At 36.0% G+C, this 26993-nt stretch carries 22 protein-coding genes; 5 read left to right on the top strand and 17 right to left on the bottom strand.

Translation table 11 applies throughout. The annotated features are described in order from the left end of the window. Nucleotides 1-140: 140 nt before the first annotated feature. The 4 genes from ACJ004_RS25275 to ACJ004_RS25260 all read left to right on the top strand — a co-directional run bounded on the left by ACJ004_RS25275 (nucleotide 141) and on the right by ACJ004_RS25260 (nucleotide 4387). Nucleotides 141-1685 carry a spore germination protein gene (locus tag ACJ004_RS25275; RefSeq protein WP_410895932.1) on the top strand — a complete coding sequence of 515 codons (1545 nt, stop codon included), beginning with the start codon at nucleotides 141-143 and terminating at the stop codon, nucleotides 1683-1685. Then, a complete protein-coding gene (locus tag ACJ004_RS25270; protein WP_410895886.1) occupies nucleotides 1678-2769 on the top strand; it encodes a Ger(x)C family spore germination protein in 1092 nt (363 codons plus the stop codon). The genes ACJ004_RS25275 and ACJ004_RS25270 overlap by 8 nt, the downstream gene beginning before the upstream one ends. Beyond that, nucleotides 2766-3854 (top strand): GerAB/ArcD/ProY family transporter, encoded by a 1089-nt coding sequence (locus ACJ004_RS25265; RefSeq protein ID WP_410895885.1) that lies wholly within the window; start codon nucleotides 2766-2768, stop codon nucleotides 3852-3854. Before ACJ004_RS25270 ends, ACJ004_RS25265 begins: the two co-directional genes overlap by 4 nt. An 80-nt stretch (nucleotides 3855-3934) precedes the next feature. Further along, complete coding sequence (locus tag ACJ004_RS25260) at nucleotides 3935-4387, top strand: nucleoside hydrolase (protein ID WP_410895884.1); 453 nt, start codon at nucleotides 3935-3937, stop codon at nucleotides 4385-4387. 412 nt (nucleotides 4388-4799) lie between these two features. Here the strand turns inward: ACJ004_RS25260 and ACJ004_RS25255 are convergent, their stop codons facing one another. Continuing rightward, complete coding sequence (locus ACJ004_RS25255; protein WP_410895883.1) at nucleotides 4800-4970, bottom strand: hypothetical protein; 171 nt, start codon at nucleotides 4968-4970, stop codon at nucleotides 4800-4802. A 399-nt stretch (nucleotides 4971-5369) separates the two neighbouring features. Between ACJ004_RS25255 and ACJ004_RS25250 the strand changes: the two genes are divergently transcribed. Beyond that, nucleotides 5370-5828, top strand: coding sequence for a BclA C-terminal domain-containing protein (locus ACJ004_RS25250; RefSeq protein ID WP_410895882.1), 459 nt, complete (start codon nucleotides 5370-5372; stop codon nucleotides 5826-5828). 221 nt (nucleotides 5829-6049) lie between these two features. Here ACJ004_RS25250 and ACJ004_RS25245 read toward each other — a convergent pair whose 3' ends face one another. From ACJ004_RS25245 to ACJ004_RS25170, 16 genes are all read right to left on the bottom strand, one after another. After that, nucleotides 6050-7258 carry an acyl-CoA dehydrogenase family protein gene (locus ACJ004_RS25245; protein WP_410895931.1) on the bottom strand — a complete coding sequence of 403 codons (1209 nt, stop codon included), beginning with the start codon at nucleotides 7256-7258 and terminating at the stop codon, nucleotides 6050-6052. A gap of 15 nt (nucleotides 7259-7273) precedes the next feature. Next, entirely contained in the window at nucleotides 7274-8461 is a 1188-nt protein-coding gene (locus tag ACJ004_RS25240; RefSeq protein ID WP_410895881.1) for a CaiB/BaiF CoA transferase family protein, read from the bottom strand. 236 nt (nucleotides 8462-8697) lie between these two features. After that, nucleotides 8698-9027: a DUF3870 domain-containing protein gene (locus tag ACJ004_RS25235; RefSeq protein ID WP_410895880.1), complete on the bottom strand. Its 330-nt coding sequence runs from the start codon at nucleotides 9025-9027 to the stop codon at nucleotides 8698-8700. A gap of 82 nt (nucleotides 9028-9109) precedes the next feature. Then, the gene (locus ACJ004_RS25230) at nucleotides 9110-9271 is read right to left on the bottom strand and encodes a hypothetical protein (RefSeq protein WP_410895879.1); all 162 of its coding nucleotides are present in this window, start codon (nucleotides 9269-9271) and stop codon (nucleotides 9110-9112) included. Nucleotides 9272-9340: 69 nt separating this feature from the next. After that, a complete protein-coding gene (locus ACJ004_RS25225) occupies nucleotides 9341-13468 on the bottom strand; it encodes a carbohydrate-binding protein (RefSeq protein WP_410895878.1) in 4128 nt (1375 codons plus the stop codon). Nucleotides 13469-13546: 78 nt separating this feature from the next. Beyond that, the gene (locus ACJ004_RS25220; RefSeq protein WP_410895877.1) at nucleotides 13547-13963 is read right to left on the bottom strand and encodes a hypothetical protein; all 417 of its coding nucleotides are present in this window, start codon (nucleotides 13961-13963) and stop codon (nucleotides 13547-13549) included. Between the two features lie 53 nt (nucleotides 13964-14016). Then, entirely contained in the window at nucleotides 14017-14853 is an 837-nt protein-coding gene (locus ACJ004_RS25215; RefSeq protein WP_410895876.1) for a carbohydrate ABC transporter permease, read from the bottom strand. A 13-nt stretch (nucleotides 14854-14866) separates the two neighbouring features. Then, a complete protein-coding gene (locus tag ACJ004_RS25210) occupies nucleotides 14867-15799 on the bottom strand; it encodes a carbohydrate ABC transporter permease (protein WP_410895875.1) in 933 nt (310 codons plus the stop codon). Between the two features lie 108 nt (nucleotides 15800-15907). After that, a complete protein-coding gene (locus tag ACJ004_RS25205) occupies nucleotides 15908-17167 on the bottom strand; it encodes an ABC transporter substrate-binding protein (RefSeq protein ID WP_410895874.1) in 1260 nt (419 codons plus the stop codon). Between the two features lie 186 nt (nucleotides 17168-17353). Continuing rightward, nucleotides 17354-19150: a glycoside hydrolase family 2 protein gene (locus ACJ004_RS25200; protein WP_410895873.1), complete on the bottom strand. Its 1797-nt coding sequence runs from the start codon at nucleotides 19148-19150 to the stop codon at nucleotides 17354-17356. A gap of 24 nt (nucleotides 19151-19174) precedes the next feature. Beyond that, nucleotides 19175-20932, bottom strand: coding sequence for a glycoside hydrolase family 2 protein (locus tag ACJ004_RS25195; RefSeq protein WP_410895872.1), 1758 nt, complete (start codon nucleotides 20930-20932; stop codon nucleotides 19175-19177). Nucleotides 20933-21216: 284 nt separating this feature from the next. After that, nucleotides 21217-22278 carry a GntR family transcriptional regulator gene (locus ACJ004_RS25190; protein ID WP_410895930.1) on the bottom strand — a complete coding sequence of 354 codons (1062 nt, stop codon included), beginning with the start codon at nucleotides 22276-22278 and terminating at the stop codon, nucleotides 21217-21219. Nucleotides 22279-22565: 287 nt separating this feature from the next. After that, nucleotides 22566-23357, bottom strand: a complete 792-nt coding sequence (locus tag ACJ004_RS25185) for an XdhC family protein (protein WP_410895871.1) — start codon at nucleotides 23355-23357, stop codon at nucleotides 22566-22568. Nucleotides 23358-23466: 109 nt separating this feature from the next. Then, on the bottom strand, nucleotides 23467-24336 hold the full coding sequence (locus ACJ004_RS25180; RefSeq protein ID WP_410895870.1) for an FAD binding domain-containing protein: 870 nt from the start codon (nucleotides 24334-24336) through the stop codon (nucleotides 23467-23469). Next, nucleotides 24321-24797, bottom strand: coding sequence for a (2Fe-2S)-binding protein (locus ACJ004_RS25175; RefSeq protein WP_410895869.1), 477 nt, complete (start codon nucleotides 24795-24797; stop codon nucleotides 24321-24323). Before ACJ004_RS25175 ends, ACJ004_RS25180 begins: the two co-directional genes overlap by 16 nt. Further along, nucleotides 24794-26986 (bottom strand): xanthine dehydrogenase family protein molybdopterin-binding subunit, encoded by a 2193-nt coding sequence (locus ACJ004_RS25170; RefSeq protein WP_410895868.1) that lies wholly within the window; start codon nucleotides 26984-26986, stop codon nucleotides 24794-24796. Before ACJ004_RS25170 ends, ACJ004_RS25175 begins: the two co-directional genes overlap by 4 nt. Between the last annotated feature and the right edge of the window lie 7 nt (nucleotides 26987-26993).

Genomic DNA, 26993 nt, shown 5'->3' with positions numbered 1-26993 from the left:
ATTAATGTCGAAGCGAGTATATAATTTAGAAACTTACAAAAGATAACATAAAGGTAAATTACTTTAATATAGTGCTTTTTAGAATGAAATATAGGCACTAAGAAAATAATAAACGACTGTTCGATTAAAATTAAATAATGATGATATTCTATTTCCCTCAAAAACTAAATTATTATTGCTTTTCTTGGAGTGGTTTTTCTTTGTTTAGAAAACAAAATCATAAGAATAAACTAATAAAAAATATAGATGAATTTTTGATACAAGCATCAAAATCTAGTGATTTCAAAACACTTCATTTAGATAAACCTAATATTGAATTATTCTTTTTCAGCACATTAATCGATGAAGAAACACTTAATCATTTTCTATTACTCCCACTACAAGAGCATTCACCTTTTGAGAACCTAAATGATGTAATTAAATATATACCAATTAGTGAAGTTCACCTATGTTCAGAAAACCCTGAACAAGCGGGAGAAAAGATTCGCAAAGGTCACATTTTAATTCGGTTAAAAAGTAATAAAACAAATTTTGCTCTTGTTAATGTAAAGAACAGCAGACGTGGGCTTAGAGAAAACAACGATACAGAGAATGAATTTAGTGTTGTGGGACCAAAACTTGGCTTCATTGAAGATATCGAAACGAATATGAAATTATTAAGACAACAATTTTCAGGCTCAAAATTAATATTTGAAGAGTTGACAATGGGTTCCATGACTACCACTCGGGTTGTTATTGGATATATAGAAGATATAACAAACTCAGAACATGTAAATACTGTTAGGCAAAGACTACGTGACCTGGATCTTGATTTTGTCGAAAGTGCTCTGATAGACCAAACGATCTCAGATCATACGAATACCCCTTTTCCTTTATTCTTATCCACAGAAAGAGTAGATAGGGTGACGTATACCTTACTTTTAGGCCAAGTGATTATTATCTGTGATGGCTCTCCCTATGTCATTACAGGTCCCTCCACTATTTTTGATTTCTTTATCTCTCCAGAGGATTACTACTTACCTTGGATTGTGGGGTCTTTTTTTCGAATCATCCGTTTTTTTGGAGTATTTTTTTCGATCATTGCTACACCTTTATATGTCGCCGTTCTCACACATCATTACGTTATTATTCCAAAGGATCTTCTCGGTCCAATCATTGAGTCTCGAGCAAATGTACCATTTCCTCCCTTTTTAGAGGTGATATTTCTAGAAATAACAATTGAATTACTACGTGAGGCTGGGGCCAGATTACCTACTAAGGTAGGTCAAACGTTAGGGATTGTTGGTGGGATCGTTATAGGACAAGCTTCAGTAGAAGCAGCATTGTCAAGCAATATCCTTCTGATTATTGTTGCACTTTCAGCTTTAGCCTCTTTTACCACGCCCATTTTTAAAATGGCAAATACGATTAGGCTACTAAGATTTCCATTGGTATTATTAGCAGCCGGGTGGGGCGGATTCGGAATAATTGCTGGTTTTACATTGATGCTGGGTCATTTAATGCGATTAAAATCATTTGGCACACCATACTTAGCTCCAATATACCCTTTTAGAAATACTGACCTCAGGGATGGCTTTATTAGATCTCCATTTCGATATACAACTACAAGACCTAGTTTCTTACGCCCCAAAAAGGAACGTAGGTATCAGGTTAACGAGGGTAAGGATGAATTTGACGATGAATAAAACTAATTTTTGTGTGTGCTTTCTGATTATACTTTTGTTATTCCCATCAACAGGATGTACACGCGACAAGGTTATAGATGAAATTATAGTTATCGATAATATGGGATTTGATTTAGAAGACGGAAAAATTCTTGGAAGCGCAACTTATCCAAGTTTTGATGTACCAGGCCATAAGGGACCAGATGTTGTTCATGGTATTGCTAGTACTAATACCGGTATATTAACTTCTTTTAACAACCAAGCCGCTTCTCCTATAGAGGTTGGTCAAACAAGGATAATTGTAATAAATGAACGATTAGCTCAAAAAGGAATCGGAGATTTAATTACTACCCTTAAGAGAGACCCTATCATTGGAAGTAATACTTATTTGGTCATATCAAAAGATAAGGCTGATCAGATTTTGTCTGTATCAGTTGATAAATCCCCATTTTATCTATCTAATCTAATAAAGCAGAATGAGGAAAACAACAATACACCTCCAACAAACCTCCATTCAGTTTTTTATCAGTATTACGGAACCGGACAAGATATCTATATACCTTTTATTAAGATAAACAAGCATAAGATAGTTGAATTGGATGGATTAGCTATTTTTAAACAGGATAAAATGAAAATGAAAGTTAGCCAAAAGGACTCGATATTCTTCAAATTATTAAAAAGTAAAAAGAAAAATGGGAATTTTGAGTTCCCCTATTCAGCTAGCGGTGAAAAAAGGATGTTAGATATTCGAACGGTGAATGGTAAATCAAAATTCACAATAAGTAATCAAACATCCAAACAACCAAAAGTTAATGTTACATTAAGACTGAGTTGCATAATTAAAGATGCACCTGAAGATATTAACCTGAGTAACCCCAAAAGAATGAAATCTATTCAGAACCAAATAGAAAAAAGGGTTTCCAAAAAAACGAAAGATTTAATTATCAGCTTACAGTCCAAAAATACAGACCCCTTTGGTTTTGGAGACTTATTTAGAGGAAGAGATCGAAATTGGAACGAGAAAGAATTTTATAGGATTTATCCCGACATTAAATTCAAAGTTAACGCACATGTTAATTTACTACAATCGGGGGTAGGAAAGTGAATGTCACGAAGATAGATGAAAAATATTTAGTATCAACCTTTTATGTTTTTTTCCTTATCCATGCTTCTCAAACTGGTATTGGTATGTTGAACTTTCAAAGGGTTGTCGCCCAATATACGGAACAAGACGCATGGATATCTGTTATTATTATGGGTTTAAGCACACATCTTATTGTATGGATGATTTATAAGATGTTGTTACCCTCCTATGATATTTTAGCTATTCATGACCTTTGTTTGGGTAGAATTCTTGGTAAAGTAATTTCAACTGGTCTCGTATTGTATTTTCTTCTATTGTCTGTTGTGGTATTTAGAACCTATATAGAAATTATCCAACTTTGGATATTTCCATGGATAAGTACTTGGGAGCTGGGCTTATTTATTGGGTTTATTATTTATTACTTTGTGTCTGGAGGATTTCGTATATTAACCGGGTTAGCGTTTTTTGGTGTAGTACTGCCAAGTATTTTATTTTTCACTCTTTATTTTCCACTCAGGTATGCACACCTAGATAACCTACTACCAATACTTAATCATTCTTTTATAGATATATTAAAGTCTTCAAAATCAACAAGCCTAGTATTTGTTGGTTTTGAAACTTTGGTGGTCTATCTTCCTTATATTAAGAATCCAGAAAAATCAAAAAAGTGGGCTCATATCGCTCTTTTATATACAACGTTTTTATATGTAGTAATCACACTCGTTACATTAGTGTACTATAGCCAGGGACAGTTACAGGAGACACTTTGGCCAACAATTTCGATGACAAAAATCATTGAATTACCCTTTATAGAAAGGTTTGAGTATATCTTCATTTTCACTTGGTTTTTAGTGATCCTCCCTACTGTTTGCATTCCGATTTGGTCATGTACACGATTATTAAAGAAAATGTATAAAATGAGACCTAAACTATCTTTACCCTGTCTTATGATATTCATATACATTGTCTCGATCTGTATTGAGAATCGTGCAATGGTAGATACCTTAGGGAATCTAACAAACGAAATAAGTTTTTACTTTGTTTTCCTATACATACCGGCCCTTTTTTTCTTGTTTTCCATAAGAAGAAGACTTACTAACATTTAATTACTACAATACGCTATAAACTTTAAGAAATATCAAAATAAAATTCCTCAATGCATAATTTTCAAGGTGTACTCATATCGTTGAAGTATTTAAATATACTTGATCTCCTAGCATCGGGGTGTTTGATTTGGATAAAAAAAGTACTCTTGTTTGGGGACTTTGGAATTGATGATACAATAGCATTGTTATTTTTACTGTTCAGTAAAGAAGTTGAGATTGTTGGAATCGTAGCGGATTATGGGAATGTAGAAAGAAGTAAAGTTTTGAGGAACTTAAATTATATCAAGTATTTGGGGAATCTTAATATTCCAATATTCGCTGGAGCAGAAACTGCATTAACTGGAATAGAACCAATCTATTACCCTGAAGTTCATGGCCCGGAAGGTTTAGGGTCTATCATTCCACAGATTCCAGAAGAAATTGATATGCCTATCTATGAAATTGAGTACCTAAAGCCTTATATCCGGAACTTAAATTATGATATTACGATTGTAACATTAGGAAGACTTTCATCTTTAGCTGCGATAATGTAGCTTTCTGCCGCAGTTAAGGCATCAGCCCTCTCGGTTTACTAACTTTATGGAGCTTAATCCCTTCAACCATTTGGCTTTCGGCCCGCCACCTAACTGTCTACGCTTAAAGACTAAAGTTACCTTTAGTCCTCCAAGACTTGCTACGAGCTAATGGCTAGTTCTTACTCGACGGGAATCCCACCCGTTATATGATACTACCTAGGCTCGGCCGCACAACTGCCCCTTTAGTTTAAGTACAATCCTTCACAAACTCTTATGAAGAGTTAACATAAATATCTAATTTCGTTCGATATTCTTGCTCCATTAAATGGCCTGTTTGTTGAAAAATAAAATAAACTCCTTAATGATAAAAGCCTTTGCTTTCGTTGAGCAAAGGCTTTTTTTGACGAGTTTCTTCTATTAGATAATCATATTAATGATGTTCTAGGAATTTAATGGCTGACCGAATAGACCGAATAAGACTTGGTCCGATTAATTCTGCTATATCCAAAAAGAGATCAAGGAATTCCCACCATATTGATTCTTTACCTTCTTCTTTTCTCTTGTCTCTTCGGGCTTTTCTTCTCTCTTTAAATGTATTCACCATACTCTCTCCCATATCGTATTTATATTTATAACATTTATAATAGTTTATTTTTGCACCTTTTATTTTTTGTTTGGTATGTGAAATATACCCATGTCTTCTTTAATAATATGGTAAATGTTGTGAATTTCATAGCACTCATTTATAGTAAAAATAAATAAAGTTAATTTTCACATTATCTTTAAGCAATTGCTTATGTAAAAAGGTGCATTAATCCGTGTCTAGATTAATGCACCTTTTTGTGCCGCTATTTGGACTAGCCCTTTCCAATAAACATTGGATATACCTTTTACCAAAGTACAAACAAAATGGAATTCGATGTTAAGTTTTAATGGTACAAACATTTCTTACATTCTCTAATATCATATATTAGTATATTGAAAAGGTGGTGATTTAAAAGTGTCTGATAAAAATTGTAAGAAATCATCAGCGGCCTATGGTTATTTTACACTTGTAGGAACCGAACCTATCTTAGTGGGTCCCAATGAAAATATACGATTTAATCAACATAGTTCATTGAAAAAAATAAGATTTTCCCAGAATAGCAATACTTTAACCGTTTTAAAATCGGGAGACTATAAGATAGAATTTACTTTACTCATTGATGGTCCCGCTTCAACTTCGGTATATAGTATTTTCTTGAACCATTCTTCGGTTCCTGGAAATCTAACCAACTTTGGCATAAAACGGCAAGTGGATAATGCTACTCTAATGCTCGTAGGACAAGCAATTATCCATGTTCCCAAAAATTCCACAATTGAGCTTAGAAATATAGGAACTGCTACAGATACATTACTACCTATTTTAGGGAACAATAGAATAAATGCCGCTTCATTATCGATTGTAAAACTTAGTTGATATGTGATGTTTACTTAGATAACCGTCAGGATAAAAGTCAGCTATTTTTGGATTTGAAGATTCTAATTGTTGATGATGATACCGGCCCTCATAACTAGGTATTTCGGAGCTCAATTCCTTCAACCTTGCTCCGTCGCTCTGTAGGCACCATCTATATTATCCCAACAGCCTAAAAAAAACCGGTCAATGACCCATTTTTTAAGCTTATTTAATTCTTGCATCTAATTAGTTATGGAAGCTTGTTCAAATGGCCAGGCAGGTAATTGCTTCCGTAGAAGTTTATCCTCTCGATAACCTAGGGCGTACTCTCCTTGCATAATCGTGTGAATTTCCCTAGTACCCTCATATATTACAGGCGCTTTAGAATTCCTTAAAAAGCGCTCCACAGGGTACTCATCAGAATAACCATAAGCTCCATGGATTTGAACGGCATCATTGGCTGCATCAAAAGCGGCATTACAAGAAATCCATTTTGCTAGGGACGTTTCCTTTGTGTTCCGTTTCCCCTGATTCTTTAGCCATCCTGCTTTAAAAACTAGAAGTCTAGATATTTCAAGATTTGCGCTCATATTTGCAATCATTTGCTGAACAAGTTGGTGCTTACCAATCTCTTTCCCAAATGTTTTTCGTTCATGACAATATTTTAGACTTGCTTCTAGACTGGCTGATATTAGACCAACAGCTCCAGCAGCAACTGTAAATCGACCGTTATCTAGGGCAGACATGGCAATTTTAAATCCTTCTCCTTCTTCGCCTAATCTGTTGGCAACAGGAACTTTTACATCCATTAAAAAGACTTCTCCTGTATTTCCTGCCCGAATGCCCAATTTCCCCTTTATTGCCTTTGTTTGTACTCCATCAAAACTACGTTCAACAATAAACGCCGTAATCCCTTTATGTCCCAAATCATGATCTGTTTTTGCAAAAATCAAGAAATTATCAGCAACATCACAAAGAGAAATCCATGTTTTAGAACCGTTTAAAACATAATAATCTCCATCCCGTGTTGCAGTTGTATTCATCGCCGCAACGTCAGATCCTGCATTTGGTTCTGTCAGACCGAACGCAGCAATTTTATGACCTAGTGCCTGAGGGACTAAGTATTTTTGCTTTTGTTCCTCTGTTCCCCACTGTAAAATCGTCATACTATTCAATCCTGTGTGGACAGATACGGCCGTACGATAAGCAGTATCTCCACGTTCCAATTCTTCACATACAATAGCCAAAGTGTTATAATCCATTCCAACTCCGCCATATTCTTCGGGAATGCAGACACCCATTAATTGCAATTCAGCCAATTTCTTAAGGATGGCCGGTTCAAAATGACCGTTACGGTCCCACTCCTGAATGTTTGGAATGATTTCTTTATCAACAAACCTTCTCACCATTTTCTTTACACTTTGCTGCTCTTCTGTCAATTCAAAATTCATCATAATTCATTCCTCCTAAATAATATTATTTTCTTTCATTCTTGTTATTTCTTCAGTGTTATATCCGATTCTCTTAAGCAGTAATTCTGTATGTTCGCCTAATAATGGGGGATGATGCCTCATTGTTACCGGTGTTTTTGATAGTTTTAACGGGGACCCTGTTAATTTAAGATTCTCGATTAAGGGGTGTTCCATCTCCACGACCATTTCTCTCGCTTTTATCTGTGGATCCTCAAACATTTCAGCAATTGTGTTGATTGGGCCATTAGGAACCCCAGCAACATCTAATTGTTCTTTCCATTCTTTTTTCGGCTTTTTTGAAAGTAGTTCTTCACAAATAGCAACCAGTTTATCGTTATTTTGCAAACGCTGTTCGTTATGAATAAATTCTTCCATATCCGCTAATTCAGGCCACCCCAGGACAGCAGTAAATCTCTTAAACTGCTCATCATTCCCTACTGCAATGACAAGTTCCCCATCCATGGTCTTAAAAACCTGATAAGGGGAAATATTTGGGTGCCGATTCCCCATCCGTTTTGGAATCACTCCGCCACATAAATAATTGCTCGCTACATTAATTAATGAAGAAATCTGGCAATCCATTAGTGAAATATCAATTTCTTGTCCTTCTCCGGTCTGGTTCCTATATTGCAAGGCCCCTAATATCCCTATACAGGTATATAATCCCGTTAAGACATCTGCGATCGCCACTCCCACTTTTACAGGCCCTCCATCAGGCTCGCCAGTAATACTCATCAGCCCACTCATTGCTTGAATGATATAATCATAACCAGGTAAATCTTTATATGGGCCCGTTGACCCAAAACCTGTGATGGAAGCCAAAATCAGCCCGGGGTTATTGTCTTTTAGTTGCGAATAGCCTAGACCCATTTTTTCAAGTGTTCCAGATTTAAAGTTTTGAATAACGACATCGCTTGTAGAAGCCAGTTTCACAAAAATCTCTTTTCCCTCTTCAGATTTAAGATTAAGTGTCATACTTTGTTTATTCCGATTGGCACATAAATAGTAAGCACTTTCTCCATTTACAAAAGGTGGTCCCCAGCCTCTAGTTTCGTCTCCTGATGCATAATGTTCAATCTTAATCACTTCTGCTCCCAGGTCACCGAGGATCATTGAACAAAATGGTCCTGCCAGTACCCGGGAAACATCCAGAATTCGGATCCCATCAAGTGAACCCTTCACGCTATCACCTCTTTCCAACTATTTTATAAACAAAAAGAGCCAGCAAAACAAACAATGAAATATCATTGATTGCTTTACTGACTCCTATTCATAGCTCGTCTCTCGGCAAAGAAAGTTCAAGTGAACATAGTCAATACTTTAATTTAATCATTTTTTTACGATCAATCTGGTCATGCAGCAAGGACATTGCTGTCACCCAGTTGTTAGTATGATTATACATTAATAGTTTGAATTTTTCAACAACTTTTTTCAGTAGATTTTATTTGCTGATAATGAAGATCTAGATCTTTTAATGCCGCCACCAATGCATTGGTAGCCTTCCCTCGATAATACATTTGTAGCGTTTCAATAGCTTCATCAATGCCGTCGTTTAAACTCATCCCTCTTAAGACCCGTCCGACAAATTCTCTGCCGTGTTCAGTAGCCAAAGTACAGGAGGCCTCGACTATGACCCCATATTTTCTATCAATTTCTGCTGTAATAGTCAATGTTTCAAATACACTTTTAGCTGCCATTCCTTGGGGTAACCTTGCATGTCCGGCAATAAACAGAGTTTTTCCGTTCATCATCTGAATCTACCTCCCTTTTCCAAAAATGAATTTCACGATCTATAGTGAATCTTATATTTATCTTTGATAAAAATTCCCTTCAAAGAACATATAGTGATAGTTCATTCCTCAATAGAATCTTCTCTTGTTGTTCAATCACTTGAACTAGTTCTTCAATAATATTGTTTAGCTTCATTTCACTAGTATCTTTCCCTAAAATAATAGAAGTTTTATAATGTAATATTTTTTCCTGTTCTGTCATTCATATTCCCCCGATACTCTTAATAACAATTTTAAAGAAGGATTTAAAAGGACTATAAGGTAAATTATTTTACGAATGAATTTTTATTTCTATTTTCTTGATCAGCCTAAGAGCATCTTCCTCAAGTAACTGTTTCGCCTCTTCTGATATTATCTTATTTTTCTCCGAAACCTCTCGAAAATCATTTAGATGTTTAATAGATTGAGTGAAATTTCCTTTTTCAAAATGTTCCATTGACTGCTTTAACTTATTTGCTAATATCTTATGCAGACTAGTATCAACATCACCAGATTCTACCATCAAATCAAGATTGTTTTTCATAGATGAATGGGTTATTTCTAAAGGTTTTAGAATAAAATTATCAAATTTCGTATAATTATGGTTTGATCTAAGACCTACTTTCCCTTGAGTAAACGGTGTGCTGCTGTTGTCTGTATAATCTATTATTGGTGTATCCATATCTCCAACAAATATTTTAATATTTGTTCCTTTCGCTACAACTTTCAAATGCTGCCATGTATTTATGGGCTCACTTATTTCTGCACCTTTTAAGTAAGTCCAATTATAATTGAATTTCCCTAAATGAACACCATCCCGATTGATATAGGCAATATATCCTTGCATAAAATCCGGATTATTTTGACCCAGTTCAATACCATTGGCCGGATTATTCACTCTAAATATGATCCCACCATCACCTGTTCCGGTTCCAATATTAATATCTGCCTCTACTGTATAATCCTTCCATCTACTATCTCCGATTATAGACTTTGCAAAGGTACCTGGTGCTGTACTGTACTCCCCTTCAGTGGCTGGTGGCTCTTCTCCGTTCTCTAATGAAAAATTAATGCCTCTAAAGTCAAATTCTCCTTTCACCATCTCGACCTTAATCGTATGCTTTCCAGCTGGTAAAGAGACATTTTTCTTAATGACACTTTCCCAGTTATCCCAACCTCCCGTTTTTGGGACATCAATGATACCTGTTAAATCAACTTTTTCATCAAGCCAAAGTCTAATTTGGCTTCCCTCAAGTTCAGTTGCAACTTTAAAATCTACTTGATAATTGTCCTCTTTTTCAATATCGACATTATATTTTAACCATTCTCCCGCCTGATTCCAGCCAACATTATAGCCACCCTCTGGATTGTTTCGAATATCTACAGAATCTCTCCTATATTTACCACCAATATTTTCAGACGAATTGTCATGATAACCAACACCTTCACCACCTGTAATATAATCGGCAGCCATTATTTTTCCTGGCAACTTCTTATAGTTATCAAACCTTTGAAGTGCAAATCTAGAAATATCAAATTCTCCCTGCAGAGTCACTAACTTTAATGTGTGTTTTCCAGCTGGTAATGAAATGTCCTGCAATGAAATGTTTTTCCAGTTATTCCAATCGCCTGTACTTGGTATACTTATTTCACCGGTTAAATCAATATCTTGATCTAATATGAGCTTTACCTTTCCTCCATTCTCAATTGCAGAAGTAAGGAGATCAAGATCATATGCGCCTTCTTCTTCAATGTTTACATTATACGCCAACCATTCACCTGCTTGATTAGAAGTAACGGCATACCCACCTTCTGGATTAACTCGTATATCTACAGAATCGTCACGATACTTCTCTCCGATATTTGCTAAGGTGTTATCATGGTAGCCTACACCTTCACCACCTAAATTGTAATCTTCAGCTTCAATGATTCCAGGCACTGGCTTATGAATATCAAACGATGAAAAATCAAGACTAGTAAAATCAAATTCTCCTTCTACGATTTCCACTTTTATCGTGTGATCACCCTCTGGCAATTTGATTCCATTTTTAATAACAGGCTGCCAATTATTCCAATCCCCTGTGTTTGGAACATCTAGGACACCAGTTAAATCAGTTTCATCATCTAGCCATAATCGAACCTTAGCAGCATTAAATGTTGTTGCTGTATTTAATTGAACATTATAGAGACCTGTTTCTTTTATGGATACATTGTACTTAAACCATTCTCCTGTTTGATTCCACCCGACTGCAGTTCCACCTTTTGGATTGTTACGAATATCGACAGAATCTCCTCTTAATACACCACCAATATTTTCAGCTGTTGTTTCATGGTAAGCAACCCCTTCTCCACCAGTTATATAGTAGGCAGCGGCAATTGATCCTGGTATTGGTTTATATGCATCAAAAGAACTTGGTTTATTGGTTTTAACCGTCCAAAACCCTTCAATTTCGTCCCAACCATCACTTGTTCCATCATTAAAATTTGAGGATAACTCATTTACTTGTTTATTTTCTTGAAAATTCATCGTCGATAAATCAAATGTTCCATTTTCAACCACAACTTTTAGAGTGTGTTGACCTTTCGGTAAATCTACTCCTTCGATCGAAAATGTTTTCCATTCATCAGTCTTTGGTATATTTAATACACCCGTCAAATCAGTCGAGTCATCTAACACTAATTTCACTTGTGCGTGATTGCTTGACTCTGAAACTCGTAGGTCTACATTGTAAGTACCATCTGCTGCAACATTAACATTGTAATTCATCCATTCCCCAGTATTATTCAAACTGACGTTATATCCACCTTCGGAATTTGTTTTTATTTCAACTGATTCCTTTCTATATTTACCACTAGTATTCTCTTTGGTTGTATCATGATAAGCCACTCCTTCCCCACCTGATTTAAAATGCACTGCCTCAATCTTTCCTGGTAAGGGCTTGTAAGCATTAAACACATTGCTTCCGTTCACTTTATTGCTAAATGCGGTATAGCCAAATGCGGCATGAACATCAGATGTTACGTAGCCTATTTTCCCTCCATTAAGCTCAGTAATCTTACGTGTTTGCTTATGCATTCCATCTACAAAAATCTTAAAGGTTGAAGAAGATTTTTCTACTCGAATTTGGTGAAGCTTAGTATAATCATAGTCTTTTGGAAGAACTGTTACTCCCTTCTTTTGTTCCACTCCGTTTACTACAAAGGAGGTTTCTAATTGATTTTTATTAGGTTTTAATACAGCTAATCCATAATTGTTTTCATCTTTATAAGAGAAAATAGCACCAAAGTATGGATCACTGCTCAGACCATTTTCAATCGATTTCATATTAAACTCTGCAGTGTAATCTGAAGAAGTAGATGCCTTTGTTAACTGTTTGAATAATGTAGTATTATTCATAGTTGATTGTTGAAGCCATCCATCCATATTGGAAGTAACATTCCAGCTTCCACCGCCAATTTCTTCCCAATTTTCACCAAATGAGGATTGGGTGAAGCGCTCACTAAAATCTGGCAAGTCTGGGTTAGGTTGTTCTGTACTTGTTGGACCTAAAACGAGCATTTTATCTCCATTCCATGCGATTCGATCTAGGTTCAAATATCTTCCTGGATTCGCATGACTGTGATACACCATATACTCAGAATCAAGATCTGGTCCTCTAACGACTGAATTATGCCCTAGTCCGACATTCGTCCCTTCTGTCTTTAGTAAAATTGGATTTTGGCCAAATTTATCAGAGAAATCGGAAATTGGACTTTCACTACTTGCATAGTCAACACGATAGCCCTTGTTCCAAACATGGTTTCCTGTGTAAGTCATATAATATTTGCTATTCCTTTTAATAATGGTTGGTCCTTCAGTCCAGCCGTTCATTTTTGCTCCAGTGTCTGTCGCTTGACCAAAGGTATAGGGATCTGACATAGGACGTGCATCAATTCTTTGATTTCCCGTACTGTAGAAATACCATTTTCCATCATCATCAATAAATACATGACCATCAATTCCCATGCCTAGGTTATTTGTTTGCTTCACAAAAGGACCTAAAGGACTTGAGCTTTTGTACACATAATGTCCATTTCCACCAGGTGATGTATACATATAAAACTCACCATTCCAGTAAACAACTTCTGGTGCATATGCAGCTTTTGTTGTTGGTTCCTTCGTAACTAAGCCACAGTACTCCCAATTCACTAAATCTTCTGACTTCCAAGCTTTTACTCCACTCTTATCATCCACGGTACTAACATATAAATAATACGTACCGTTAAACTTTAAAATATAGGGATCTCCTTCTCCATAAAACACACCTGTATCCCATGTCCAAGAATTTGATAATTTAAATGGATTACTATAGGCAAAGGACGTTAATGGGGCGGTCAATATAAAGCTAGCAATAAATATCGTCATAAAGATTTTTTTCAAAAAAATCTCCTCCCTTTTATTTCAGAAAGAAAATAATCAAACAACAATTTGATGAATTGTAGGCTGATTATGTTTTTATTAATTTTGTAACTGATAGTTTACTAGCTTTGAAATGGATTTATTTTTAGCAATTGCTAGAATTCCTCCGGATAGGAATAAAAAAGCTCCTAATATATCCATTACGAAATATGACAGAATTCCTAATAAGATAAACCATATTGGTTTTCTTACTTCAGGTTGATCATCTTTCAATGTTTTCGCTAAAACCAAGTTTATAATTCCTAATATAACGAATAACATTCCAAAGGATACTGAAAACATATATAAACTGCCGAAAATGGATTGTGCTGCCTCAAGTTTCCCTAGAGTGTTAGACGAAGCGTGTAATCCTTCATTTTTAATAAAAGATGCATAAACAAAAATTGTAAGGAGACCGGATAGTATTTGCCATAACGAACCTACTATAACTAATTTTCTCTCAAGATTTCTATTCAATATAAAACCTCCTTAACAAGTTTTCTCAAAATCAGAATTATGAACTTGCTCTATCACCCTTTAACCCCTGATGATAAAGAAAGTGAATCCATAAAGTATTTTTGTGTACATAAATAAAGAATAAATGTAGGCACAATAGCAATCAATGCTCCAGTTAAAGCGTGTGCAACATCGAGCGCATACATGCCCTGCAGTAATTGTAGACCTGGAGTAATTGGCATTTTTTCAATATCATTAAATACAATTGACGGCCATAAGAAGTCATTCCATGAGGCTGTAAAGGTGAAGAGTGCTACAACTGTCAGCACTGGTCTTAATAAAGGTAATATCAACCTAGTGAAAATTTGAAAATCGGAAGCACCATCGACTCTTGCAGATTCATCAAAATCAATCGGGATCCCTTGCATAAATTGTCTTACGAGAAAAATATTAAATACTGCAGCCGAACCTGGAACAATCGCTGCTAAATAGTTATTTACCCAGCCTAAAGTATCAATAATTTTATAGAGCGGAATAAGATTTACCACTGCAGGAAACATCATCGTTGCCATTAAGAAGACAAAGATCGCATCTCTTCCCTTAAATTTCATTCTCGAATATCCATAACCTGCTAATGAAACAATTACTAATACTAGCATCGTTTGCGATACCGATATAATTAACGAGTTTATAAACCATTTGGCTACAGGAGCACTGGTGTTTTCAAAAAGGACATCTTGATAATTCCCTATTACCCAATTAATTGGTAGTATTGTGAAGGCACTTGATTGAATGTCAGCTTCACTTTTAAATGAAGATAAGAATGTATACAATAAAGGGATTACCCATATTAGCGCCATTAATAATAAAAAGAGAATAGAAACGAATTTTGAAACTGTTTTTTTCTTCAAGAAAAAGCACCTCCTAGTCACGTTGTCTTAAAAAGAAAAATTGTATCGCTGAAACGACCATAATACATAAACCAAGGACTACAGCCATTGCTGAGCCAATACCTGCAATAGAAATTCCAGAACCAAATGCGTTTTCTTGTATGTACATTAATAACACTGAAGTCGAGCTGGTAGGTCCACCTTTTGTTAGCATGAGTGGCTGTCCATATACATTAAATTGAGCAATTGTCGTAATTACAAGGGTATATAATATTTGTGCTCTTATGCTAGGCAGAGTAATTCTAAAAAATTTTTGAATGCTATTTGCTCCATCTATAGAGGCAGCTTCATATAAATCTTTTGATATTCCGTTAAGAGCCGCCTGATATATAATCATATTCGCACCCATTGTCCACCACACTGTTACAGTTACTAATGCTACCCATGCATATGGTTGAGTAGCTAACCAGTTAGTATCAACATTTAAATAGTGATTGATCGGACCAAAAGATACACTAAAAAGCATAGAAAACACAATCATTACTGCAGAAACCGAAAACAATGTAGGCATATAGAATAATGCCTGAAAAAACTTCAATCCCTTTGGTTTCGTATTAAGACCTGCAGCTAAAAGTAATGGAACAATAATACAGGCTGGAACTGTAAAAAGAACAAATTTGAATGTATTTCCTAAACCAACACGTAGTTGTTCATAGAATGTAGATTCTTTGTTAAATAAAATTTCTGTGTAATTAGCAAATCCAACAAATTCCGGATCCCCGATTAAATCCCAGTTGGTAAAGGATATATAAATACCATAAAAAGTGGGGACTAGAAAAAAAATAGAAAATAAAATGAGATGCGGCCCAATGTAAAGATAGGGAGATAAATTCAATCGTTTTTTATAATGATTCTTTTCAAGATCTGCAGACATTGGTAATTCCTTTGCTTCTTCAATATTTATCATATATTTAGCTCCTATTCTTTTGTTATCGAATAGAGAGAGAAACCCTTAAGCAGTTATAAGGATTTCTCAATAAATTTCACTTTATATTCACCAACTAATTCCAGAAACTTATTTCTTATTATTTGTTGCTATCTTATCCTCAACTGCTTTTTGAGCAGCTTTTAATCCTTTGTCAATATCTAATTTTCCAAAAATAGCATCTCCAACTAATTTATCAACTTCTTCAACTACAAAGCCATTGTACTTATAATCAAAGATTTTAAGAGATTTCTGGAATTCAGGATCTTCAACTAAGAAAGACTGTGGCATTTCCTTATATTCTGGATTTTCCAATGTCGCTAAGGCTGCAGGATTTTGCCCAGCTTTAGCCCATGGAAGAGAGTTTTCTCGAACAAAATCAAGGAAATCCATCATACCCTTCGTCTTCTCTTCTGATCGATTTTCGTCGTTAAACATGACGAATTGATGAGAAGATGTCCAGTTTACAATTTTATCAGGTGAAATTTGAGGAAAGCTTGTTAATCCCCAATTTATTTTTTTCGATTCATTTAAGCTGTTTTGCATCCAAATACCTTCTGGATAAAATATGGCTTTACCGGATTTAAATAACTGACCAGGGTCTTCCCCATCCTTGTTAGCAATTTTACTGTCGATAAGACCTTTTAATAATTGCAGTGCTTCCTTCGCTTCTGGTGTATCTAGAGTTGGCTTTTCACCATCACTAGTGATATCTCCTCCAAGTTGATTGTAAATGGATAAGAAAATTGGTCGGGTCCAAGTTATGCCGATACCTGTGATCTTGTCTTTTTTGCTTTTTTCTCCTGCTTCTCTTATTTCATCAAATGTTATTACCTTATCATCTAGTGCATTGGGAGCATATTTTTCTAATAAATCCTTATTGTAATACATAACAAAACTGTGTACATCTAATGGCACGCTATATCTACTTCCATGAATGTCACCAATATCCCATCCTGCTGGTACATAGTTTTCTGCTTTAATTTCAGGATAATCAGCTAATTTATCATCAAAAGGTATTAAAAGATCATTGTCAACGAATTGTTTAATCCTCTCAGCATGCACAATGGTTAAATCAGGAATCCCTTTTCCTGAGTTCACTACAGTTGGAATCTTTTTATACATATCATCTGCTTCAAGTGATACATTTTTTACCTTAAATTTTGGATTTGTCTTGTTATATTCATTTACAATTTGTTTCATATTTTCACCATCAGGACCTGTAAATGGATTCCAATAGATGATCTCGTTTTTAGTTGGGCTAGAACTTGATGAACTCGAACTACATCCTGATAAAGCAACTAATAACACCAAAATAATTGAAATCATTGAAACTACCTTTTTTCTCATTTTGTTTCCCCCTGATTTTTTATTAATATATTCCCTTACCAACCAAAATCTTTTTTTCTCCTATTTTAGCAATTTTATTAAATAAGGTTTATTCTATATATTTATCATCCGACTGATTATTTTGAATTTTCAATCAGATGAGAATATACTTATCTATTTTTCAATAAAAAAATTGGATTGAATAGGCTATTTAACAATATCAACATGCCACATATCATTCATCATTCGAATCTTTCTTAAATCACACTTAGGGGTACGATCGTATGTCAATATACCATTAATCTCCTGCTCAACATCTGTTAATTGTGTATAACAGTAACCATGCAACGAACTGGATTCATATATTGCTTTCATGACTCGTTCATAATCAGCTAGATATTCCTCTTCATTCGAAACAGTAGTGTAACCCCAACCTTTTTCATTATTTAATTTAAATCCAATCCCGCCAAACTCAGTTAATAGAATTGGCTCGCCACAGTGGTTAAATCCTTCCGTATAAATCCTTCTGCCAGCGGGTCTGGAGTTAAGTAAATTTTCTTTACTGAGTAGAGTATTACGAAACTCATTGTATTTCTCAATTTCGTCTTTTTGTCCATGGTTATAGTTGTGAATGGCACAAATATCAGTTCTTGTTAATTCCCATCCATCATTTGAAATGACTAGCCTAGTTGTGTCAAGTGAATGTATTAAATGATACATTGCTACCGAATGGTGCTTTTGTTGTTCATTATTACAAATAAGAGGAACTCCCCAGCTCTCATTCAAAGGAACCCAAGTTACAATGCACGGATGGTTGTAGTCACGATTTATGATTTCAATCCATTCATTTGTTAGACGTGCAACAGCATCTTCACTGTAAGATGGAGACGCAGCACATTCTCCCCAAACTAGGAATCCCAATTTATCTGCCAAATATAGAAATATTGGATCTTCTACCTTTTGATGTTTTCTACAGCCATTAAACCCCATTTCTTTTGATAGTTCGATATCTTTCTTTAAATCTTGTTCAGTTGGAGCAGTTAGTAAACCTTCTGGCCAGTAACCTTGATCAAGTACTAATTTTTGATAGTATGGTTTATTATTTAGATAGACCATCCCATTTTCAGTATGAATTTTTCTCATACCAAAATAAGAAGTGACTTCGTCCAGAATTTGTTCCTGTTCTCTCACTCGAATTTTCACATCAAATAAGTTAGGACTTTCTGGTGTCCAATTCCATCCTGTATGATGGAAACCAGTTCTAAATATTTTCCTGTTATATAGGTTAATAGATCTTCTTAAGTACCCATCAGTGATGATTACTGTATCCTTTGCTACATTTTCTCCTTGAAATTTAATATCCACTTCAAGAATTTTTTCTCTATATTCTCCTGTTAATTCAAAATCTAGTATAATGTCACCCTTATCAATATCTGGAGTATATTTAACCTTCTTTATATGCGTTTTATTTACTCCCTCTATCCATACCGTTTGCCAAATACCAGTAGTTCGTGTATACCAAATCCCATCTGGTTTATCCATCCAATACTGCTTACCTCTAGGAATCGTTTCCTCACTAGAAGGATCTTCAACCCTCACGACAACTGATTGGATTCCATCTATTAGGTAATTAGTTATGTCGAATGAGAATGGTGTGTGTCCACCTTCGTGTGTACCTACCAGTTTTTCGTTGATAAAAACCATTGCCCGATAGTCTACAGCACCAAAATGCATAATAATTTGCTTTCCTACCATTGTATCGGGTATGGCAAATTCTCTACGATACCAGACCCAATCATGAAATGATGAATCGTTGATCCCGCTAAGCTTTGATTGAAAAGCAAAAGGGACATTTATTTTTTTGGTGTATTCCTTATTTTTTTCAAACCATCTTTCTTCTAATCCAATATTCTGATCATCAAATTCAAAATCCCATTCGCCATTTAAATTAGCCCATTCCTTTCTTATGAATTGTGGCCTAGGATATTCTTGTCTCAATGCCATAAACTTCTCCTTTAATGTTGAAAATTATTTAAGGTTAATTGTTCTTATTTTCTTAAGGTCTACTTTCGGTACTCTGTCTTCACTTAATAATCCATTAATCTCTTGTTGCACATCCGTAAGTTGCGTATAGCAAAACCCACTTATATATGAAGTATTTTTTATACATTGAGTAATAGATTCATATCGATGTAAGAAGTCCTCTTCACTTTTTACTTGATTACCATAACCCCAACCTTTATCTGAATTGAATGCAATTCCTCCATACTCACTAATAATGATAGGCTGACCTTTATATCTATAACCTTGTGCCATAGCATGCTTAGATTGATTAAATGCTATATCATTATTAACAATTTTTTCTTTATTGTTATATCGCTCTAAAAATTTATCTCCAAACTCTTCATAATCGTGTAAGGTGATAATGTCTGAAATAGTATGCTCCCATCCATCATTGACAATAACAGGTCGCATACTATCCATAGCTTTAGTCAGATAATAGATTCCCTCTGTAAACGTTTGTTGCTTACGATCAGTATAAATATTTTTAATACCCCAAGATTCATTAAAAGGCGTCCATGTTATGATACTCGGATGGTTATAATGTTGTTTAACAACTTCTATCCATTCCTCTGTAAAGTTTTGAACCGCCTCATCTGAAAACTCATATGTTGCAGCCATTTCAGACCAAACAAGTAACCCCTTTTTATCCGCCCAATATAGGAAACGTTGATCTTCTACCTTCATATGCTTTCTTACACCATTAAACCCCATCTCTAGCGTTCTATTAATATCTTCAATAATCGCTTCTTCTGAAGGGGGAGTTAAATGTGATTCAGCCCAATACCCCTGATCTAAAATAAGTCTTTGATAAAGCGGCATGTTATTAAGCAATACATTTCCGTTCTCAATAGAAATTTTCCTCATTCCAAAATATGACTTCACATAATCTACTTCTACACCATTCATATATAATGTAAATTCAATATCATATAAATTGGGGGATTGAGGACTCCAATGGAGAACTCTCCAATGATGAAATTCACTCGAAATATTTATAAGAATAGTTTGAACAGGACGATTGATGGTTTGTTCGAATGATTTTACTCGCTCTCCCTTAAAAGATATGGATGTCTTTAACACCAGGGACTGATTAATGTCACCTGAAACTTCATATACAAACTCAACTGATTCTTTATCAATATCAGGTGTTATCTTGACCGATTCAATATGTGTCTCGTTTAAAAACTCAAGCCATACAGTTTGCCATATCCCAGTTGTTTGAACATACCAGCACTCATAACTGTTTTCCAACCATCTTTGTTTTCCTCTTGGCTGAAAACAACTCTGACTATCCTCGTTTTTAACGACAATATTTAATTCATTCGACTCATCTAAATAATCAGTTATATTAAAGGAAAAAGCGAATTGTCCGCCTTTTCTTTTTCCTACAAAAGCTCCATTGACCCATACCTTCGTAATATAATCAGCTGCCTGAAAATGAAGGATAATATTTTTTTTATCATAATTGCTTGGAATTGTAATGCTTTTTTGGTACCAGACATTAGGACAAAATGATTCCTCGCCAATGCCACTAGCTTTTGTTTCATATGTAAAAGGAACAATAATTTTTTTATCAAAGTTTGCTTTTTTGAACCATTTTTCCTTTTCACCTCTATTCTCTCGATCAAATTTAAAATTCCATTCCCCGTTTAAATTCATCCACTCATTTCTTTCAAATTGTGGGCGGGGAAACTCATTTCTTGGTATATTTTTTTCCATCATTCTACAAATCTCCTTTATGGGAATTTCTAAAGATATAAAGTATTTTCGCTTATTGAAAGTGTTTACATTTATATATTATAACAACGGAATTGACATTAATATACTAAGGTTAGTATAATTTATACTTTTTTGCAATTAATTAAATTACTTAATGAAACTACTTTAAATTGATGAAAGAATAAAACCCAAACCTCGACTAAAAACTAATCAAAATTTGGGTTTTACAATTTAATTAAAAAAGATAGCCAATATAAATGATATTAAATTACTTAATATTAGAATACCTATCTTATAATTGTTTCTAACATATCCAAATTCTCACTTGGTTTAAGTTTCACAGGCACATATATCCTTTTCGGATTATATGTACCACCAATTTGTTCTAGCAAGAGCTCTACTGTCTTTTTACTACATTCATCAATATCCTGCTTTATAAAAGAAACTCCTGATATTCCAGGTGGGTCAAATGTCAGTAATTCAATATCTCTACCTTTTTCATTCTTTAGAGAGCTTATGACTAAATGAGTATACAAAGCTAATTCAGCGTTCATTGTAAACACAGCTGTTATTTCAGGTTTACTTAAAAGAAATTCTTTAATTAACGTTGGAGTTTTATTCTGAGAAATCTCTGCAAATTCTAAAGTAAGCCATAGATTTTTATTGATCGTTGTTTTTCTTTTTAGAAAAGCATTTTCAAATCCCTTTGCCCTTTCTTCAGTTACCGTATTTGTTATTAACGGAGATACAAGTCCAATATTTTTATGTCCTTTATTTAACAAGTATGTTATAGCTTCAAGTGTTCCGACTTCATTTTCAGATGTCACACTATAAGTTAAAATATTCTCCATATATCTATCAATTAATACAAAAGGAAATTTATCCAGTGAAAGTCTCAACACAGCTTCATTATAATTTTCTTTTTCAGTAGGAAAAATAATCATTCCCTTAACTTCCAGTTTTCTAAATACCTCTATTGCATCTGCTTCTTCAAATTGTGACTCTCTTGTTATTTTTATGATCAGATTATGACCATTCTTTGTCACATATTTTTCAATATAATTAACAAACTCTTGTTCAACCTTCGTTTTCATACTAGGTAGAATAAGCCCAATTAATCCTTTTGGTTTATTCAGTGGATTGTTCGATGATGAAAGATTGCTTTCACGAACAAATGTCCCCTTCCCTTTAATTCTTTCTACAATTCCTTCCTCCGCGAGACCAGCAAGCGCATTCTTGGTAGTGATTTGACTAACATGATACTCCTCTGTTAACTCTTTTTCAGAAGGAACCCGATCACCAACTCGCAGCTTTCCAGATTGTATTTGTTCTTTAATTTTATTTTTTATTTGTAGATATAGAGGTTCATTTCTAATCTTAACTCACCCTTTACTCTTCTTACCTTAATATTAAGTATACTACATTTAATATATAATACTATAATATAATATATTTATCTAAAGAGAAATTTATTGTTGAGACAAGCAGTATTTAAGGACGAGGGTTTTTATGGTGGTTCAGACCTTGTAATAAAATCTGTTTGAGTGAATTTGGTGCAACCTTCTAAGAGTATTTGTGTGAAATAAAAAAAACGTTCCTTACAAAATGTAAGAAACGTGGGAAAATATTCTACTTATCAACTTAACTGTTTCACTTTCATAGGCTTATTTTCCTTGCTTACTTTGATGATCTCACTGATTATACTTATGGCAATTTCTTCTGTTGTTTCCGAGCCCATTTCTAATCCGATAGGAGAATGGACTTGCTCTAATTGTTCTTCTGTAACTCCTTCACTTTTTAATTTTTCAAATATGGTTATGACCTTGCGCTTGCTGGCGACCATCCCAACATAGGCAATCGGAAATTGCAGTGCCGTTTTTAAGACAATATCATCTCCATCTTTTGTAACAATGACCACATATGAGTTTTCATTTAGGTCGGCTGCCAGTAAGGCCTTTTCAATATCCTCGTTCACATAAAGGTTAGTTGCATTAGGAAAGCGTTCCTTCGTACAATAGCCAACGCGATCATCGACAATGCAATAAGGAATTTCAAGGAAATCGGCAAGTTTTGCCAACGCATGGCCTAAGTGTCCGGCTCCGCATAGAACGAGTTCAGGCCTGCTTTTATAGACTTCAATAAACACCCGCAACGTTCCTCCACAATTCATTTGAATACCGTCTTTTGCATGTTTATTTAGTTTGTATTCAACGATTTTCGATTTGCCATCTTGGATCGCCTTAACACTCTCTTCGATGATATAGTATTCAGCCAAGCCCCCTCCGACAGTGCCTTCAATCGTACCATCACGGTATACAATCATTTTTCCAACATGCTGGGGAGTCGAGCCCTTTGATTCGATGATCATGGCTAAGGCAAAAGTTTCGTTTTGACGGTTCAGTATGGCCACTTTTTCCATCAGTAGCATGATTAGCTCCCCCTTTTTTGATAGGCTGTGTTAAACTGGACAGTTGTTTTGCGCTCCAAACAACATGCTATAAAATCAAAAATACCTTTAACACAGACTTTAGAAAAAATTAATTTGGTTGATATTGCTTCATGCTCAGAAAATATCGTAAAAGATTTAAGGCGACGGTTTTTCTGTATAAAGCAGTGGAGCGCTGATCGTCGATTGGTCTAATGATCTTATCGAAAGCTGCTACAACCTGAGCGATGTCTGCATCGGCTAGTGGTATGGTTTTTCCGACCAGCGTCTTTTCAATATCACTGGAACGAACCATTGTAGGTCCGACTGCCCCGAAGGCAAAGCGAACATCCTCGATTCGAGCACCGTTTATCCGTATAAATCCTGCAAACCCTACTTTTGCAATGGCATCAGCGTTGCGGTTACCTACTTTCTCGAAAACAACATAGGCACCTTCCTCTAAGACGGACGGCAAGATGATTTCAGCCAATATTTCATTGTGAAAACGTTGAACCCTTCGTGGTCCTTGAATAAAATCGCTAATAGCTACTAAACGATCACCATTAACGGAGCGCAGCAAAAGTTTTGCGTTATATACATATAATAATGGCAGTGTGTCACCAGCCGGAGAAGCGTTACAAATATTCCCGCCTAATGTCCCTCTGTTTCTAATGGCCGGGGCAGCAATGGTTTTAATTGCGTTCTTTAATGGCTTTGGAATTAACGGATGTTCAAGTAATTCACTATAGGTACAGCAAGCACCGATGTGGAGATCCTTCTGATTTTGATAGACCTGCTTTAGTTCAGAAAGATGATTAATAAAAATAAGCGGTTTTGGGATTTTCGGAGGTACTCCCCTTCCACTTTTGTGAAGGACCATGACATCAGTTCCACCAGCCATGATGGCACAGTCTTCCTTGTTCAATTGGCTTAAAGTGTCGTCTAAATGATTGAAGCGATACGCGGTTATTTTTTCTGCCATAAGCCGTCCCCTTTTTTCGCTGCTAGGTTAATCGCGTCAACAATCATATTGTAGCCCGTACATCGGCACAGATTTCCGGAAATACCTTCACGGATTTCTTCCTCTGAAGGATGAGGGTTTTTGAATAATAAATCGGCACTTGCCATGACCATCCCCGGAATGCAGTATCCGCATTGCACCCCTCCGGCTAAGCTATAGCTCTCATCTAATATCTTAAATTGTTCCGTTTCCATGATCCCTTCTATCGTTTGAACATCGGCACCAACAATCGATCCTATGGGAATCAGGCAGCTGTTTTGCAGGAGGTTATTCACAAAAACGCTGCAGGCTCCGCACTCCCCTTCACCGCAGCCTTCCTTCGTCCCGATTAACTCAAACTCATCTCTTATTAAATCTAGTAATCTTACTGTGGGAGGGGCCTCAGTTTCTACCGTTCTTCCATTCAGAGTAAATTTAATCAACCTTCTTCACCTTCTTTCACCCAAAGACTTTCAATAATGACTTCCGGTGTAATCGGAATTTGCTGAAAAGAAATTTGCAGTGCATTCTCGATTGCCGCTTGGACTGCTGGAGCGCCGCCGATTAACGTCAATTCACCTGCGCCCTTCGCCCCGTATGGACCATCCGCATAGGGGTTATCGAAGACCTTGCTTTCGATTGGAACAACGTCCAATGAAGTCGGCGGTCCATAATCCGATATGCTTTTTTGTTGGATCTTGCCAAGATGTGACGTCATCTTTTCTAAATAACCGTACGCTAACCCTTGAGCCAAACCACCGTCAATTTGGCCTTTCATAATCCGTTCATCGATGACCTTCCCCACTTCATAATTGCCGTATACTTTTTCTAGCTTTACATTTCCTGTTAGCGTATCCACTTCCAATTCAACAATATTCACACCCCATGAATAAGCCGGGTAGGCATCTCCAGTAAAGGTCAACTCGTTCCAAGGAATCATTTCACGATGAACATAATGCTCCACAACTTCTTGTTCCACACCTGTTTGCCACTGATACTTCAGTTTTTTTGCGGCCCGTTCAAGCAATTTTCCAACAATCATCGTCGTCCTGGAGGCTACGGTCGGACCGGAGTCGGGAACCTCTTTTGTATCGGGATAAGGGTACAAAACATCTTCATAAGGGAGGTCTAGTTCTTTGGCGACAATTTTACATAGCGTCGTCAAAATGCCTTGTCCCATATCAGAATTTGAGATTTTTAGCGAGACCTGGTCGTCCTTTGATTTAACCAACTTCACCGTTGCTTTAATATGGTCTCGTTCGCCACTGCCTGTAAATCCACAGCCGTGGAGGAACAAAGAAGTTCCAATGCCTTTTTTATAGCGCTGACTTTGTTGATTGAAACGCTGAAACTCCTGTTTTTTCTTTTTGTATTCTGACGAATTGAGAAGGTCCTCAATCATTTCTTCTACTAATATTGGATCGCGGAATATACCTTTGGTGATGGTGGGGTCTCCTTGTTTGACGAGGTATTTTCGTTTATATTCAAGTGGTTCGATGTTTGACAGTTTACTAAGATGGCCCATATGACTTTCGATACCGGCAAAGCTTTGTGGAGCACCAAAGCCTCTGAAGGCGCCATTCGGAACGGTATTGGTCTTTAAGACATAGCCTTTTGCATGAAAATGCGGAATTTTATAAACACCAGCACTGTTTATTAAGGCGCGCTGCAGCACGACAGAACTCAAACCCACATTCGCTCCACCATCGAGATAGATGTCCACACACAGGCTCAAAATATTTCCTTCCTGATCTAGGGCCGTTCGATAGTTGAGTTTGGCTGGATGCCTTTTCGTCGTAACCACCATATCCTCAGAACGGTCGAACACAAGCATCACCGATTTTTTGACTGCTTTTGCAGCAACGGCTACGTGACAAGCCATCATCGAAGGAAAGTCTTCTTTGCCGCCAAAACCTCCACCAGTAGGGCTTTGAACCACTCTGACTTCATCGTCATCACAGGCTAAGGCGCTTAGCAAGGCATTTTTTATATAATATAGACATTGCATGGATCCCTGAACTTCAATTTCATCATCCTTATATATGGCGAGCATTCCTTGTGGCTCAAGGTAGACATGCTCCTGATAACCCGTATCATATTCTTCTTCGATTATTTTGTGAGCTCTCTGCTCGATTGCTGAAATGACATCTAAGCTTTCCCCAAACTCATAGCTTGCCATAGTAACCCCAGGTTTTGATTTTTGATTGATCGCTTCGTCCAATGTGTAAATAGCCTGATTCTCTTCAAAATCAACCTTCACTTCATTTAGGAACTTATACAGGGTATCTAGGTCATCACCCACGAGCATCAGAATCGGCTCACCAATATAATTGACCCACTCATTAGCAAAAATGGGCTGATCTTCTTTGATAATTTTGACATAATTCGGACCAGGGATATCCTCTGCTCCAACCGCTTCATATCCTTCAGGAAGGTTTGGTAATTGTATCGACTTGATTTTTCCATAAGCAATGGACGACCGATACAAAACACCATAAACCATATTTTCCACTTTCACGTCACTAATATAGGCCAACTGGCCCGATACTTTCCCACCATGGTCCTTTTTGGGCACTGAGGTGCTTATGTCTTTTAGATTCATTCCAACAACACCCTTCGACTGATTTTTCACATGAGAC

Origin of the sequence: Neobacillus sp. 204 (genome assembly GCF_046562815.1) — a bacterium.
Classification (GTDB): domain Bacteria; phylum Bacillota; class Bacilli; order Bacillales; family Cytobacillaceae; genus Neobacillus.
The sequence above is the reverse complement of the archived record's forward strand: the minus strand, read 5'-3'. Positions and strand labels throughout refer to the sequence as shown.

What these genes read in the sequence shown, in the direction of transcription:
- ACJ004_RS25275 (WP_410895932.1), top strand. Translation starts at nt 141, where the DNA reads ATGATATTCTATTTCCCTCAAAAACTAAATTATTATTGCTTTTCTTGG.
- ACJ004_RS25270 (WP_410895886.1), top strand. Translation starts at nt 1,678, where the DNA reads ATGAATAAAACTAATTTTTGTGTGTGCTTTCTGATTATACTTTTGTTA.
- ACJ004_RS25245 (WP_410895931.1), bottom strand. Translation starts at nt 7,258, where the DNA reads ATGAATTTTGAATTGACAGAAGAGCAGCAAAGTGTAAAGAAAATGGTG.
- ACJ004_RS25235 (WP_410895880.1), bottom strand. Translation starts at nt 9,027, where the DNA reads ATGAACGGAAAAACTCTGTTTATTGCCGGACATGCAAGGTTACCCCAA.
- ACJ004_RS25230 (WP_410895879.1), bottom strand. Translation starts at nt 9,271, where the DNA reads ATGACAGAACAGGAAAAAATATTACATTATAAAACTTCTATTATTTTA.
- ACJ004_RS25210 (WP_410895875.1), bottom strand. Translation starts at nt 15,799, where the DNA reads ATGATAAATATTGAAGAAGCAAAGGAATTACCAATGTCTGCAGATCTT.
- ACJ004_RS25205 (WP_410895874.1), bottom strand. Translation starts at nt 17,167, where the DNA reads ATGAGAAAAAAGGTAGTTTCAATGATTTCAATTATTTTGGTGTTATTA.
- ACJ004_RS25200 (WP_410895873.1), bottom strand. Translation starts at nt 19,150, where the DNA reads ATGGCATTGAGACAAGAATATCCTAGGCCACAATTCATAAGAAAGGAA.
- ACJ004_RS25195 (WP_410895872.1), bottom strand. Translation starts at nt 20,932, where the DNA reads ATGATGGAAAAAAATATACCAAGAAATGAGTTTCCCCGCCCACAATTT.
- ACJ004_RS25185 (WP_410895871.1), bottom strand. Translation starts at nt 23,357, where the DNA reads ATGCTACTGATGGAAAAAGTGGCCATACTGAACCGTCAAAACGAAACT.
- ACJ004_RS25180 (WP_410895870.1), bottom strand. Translation starts at nt 24,336, where the DNA reads ATGGCAGAAAAAATAACCGCGTATCGCTTCAATCATTTAGACGACACT.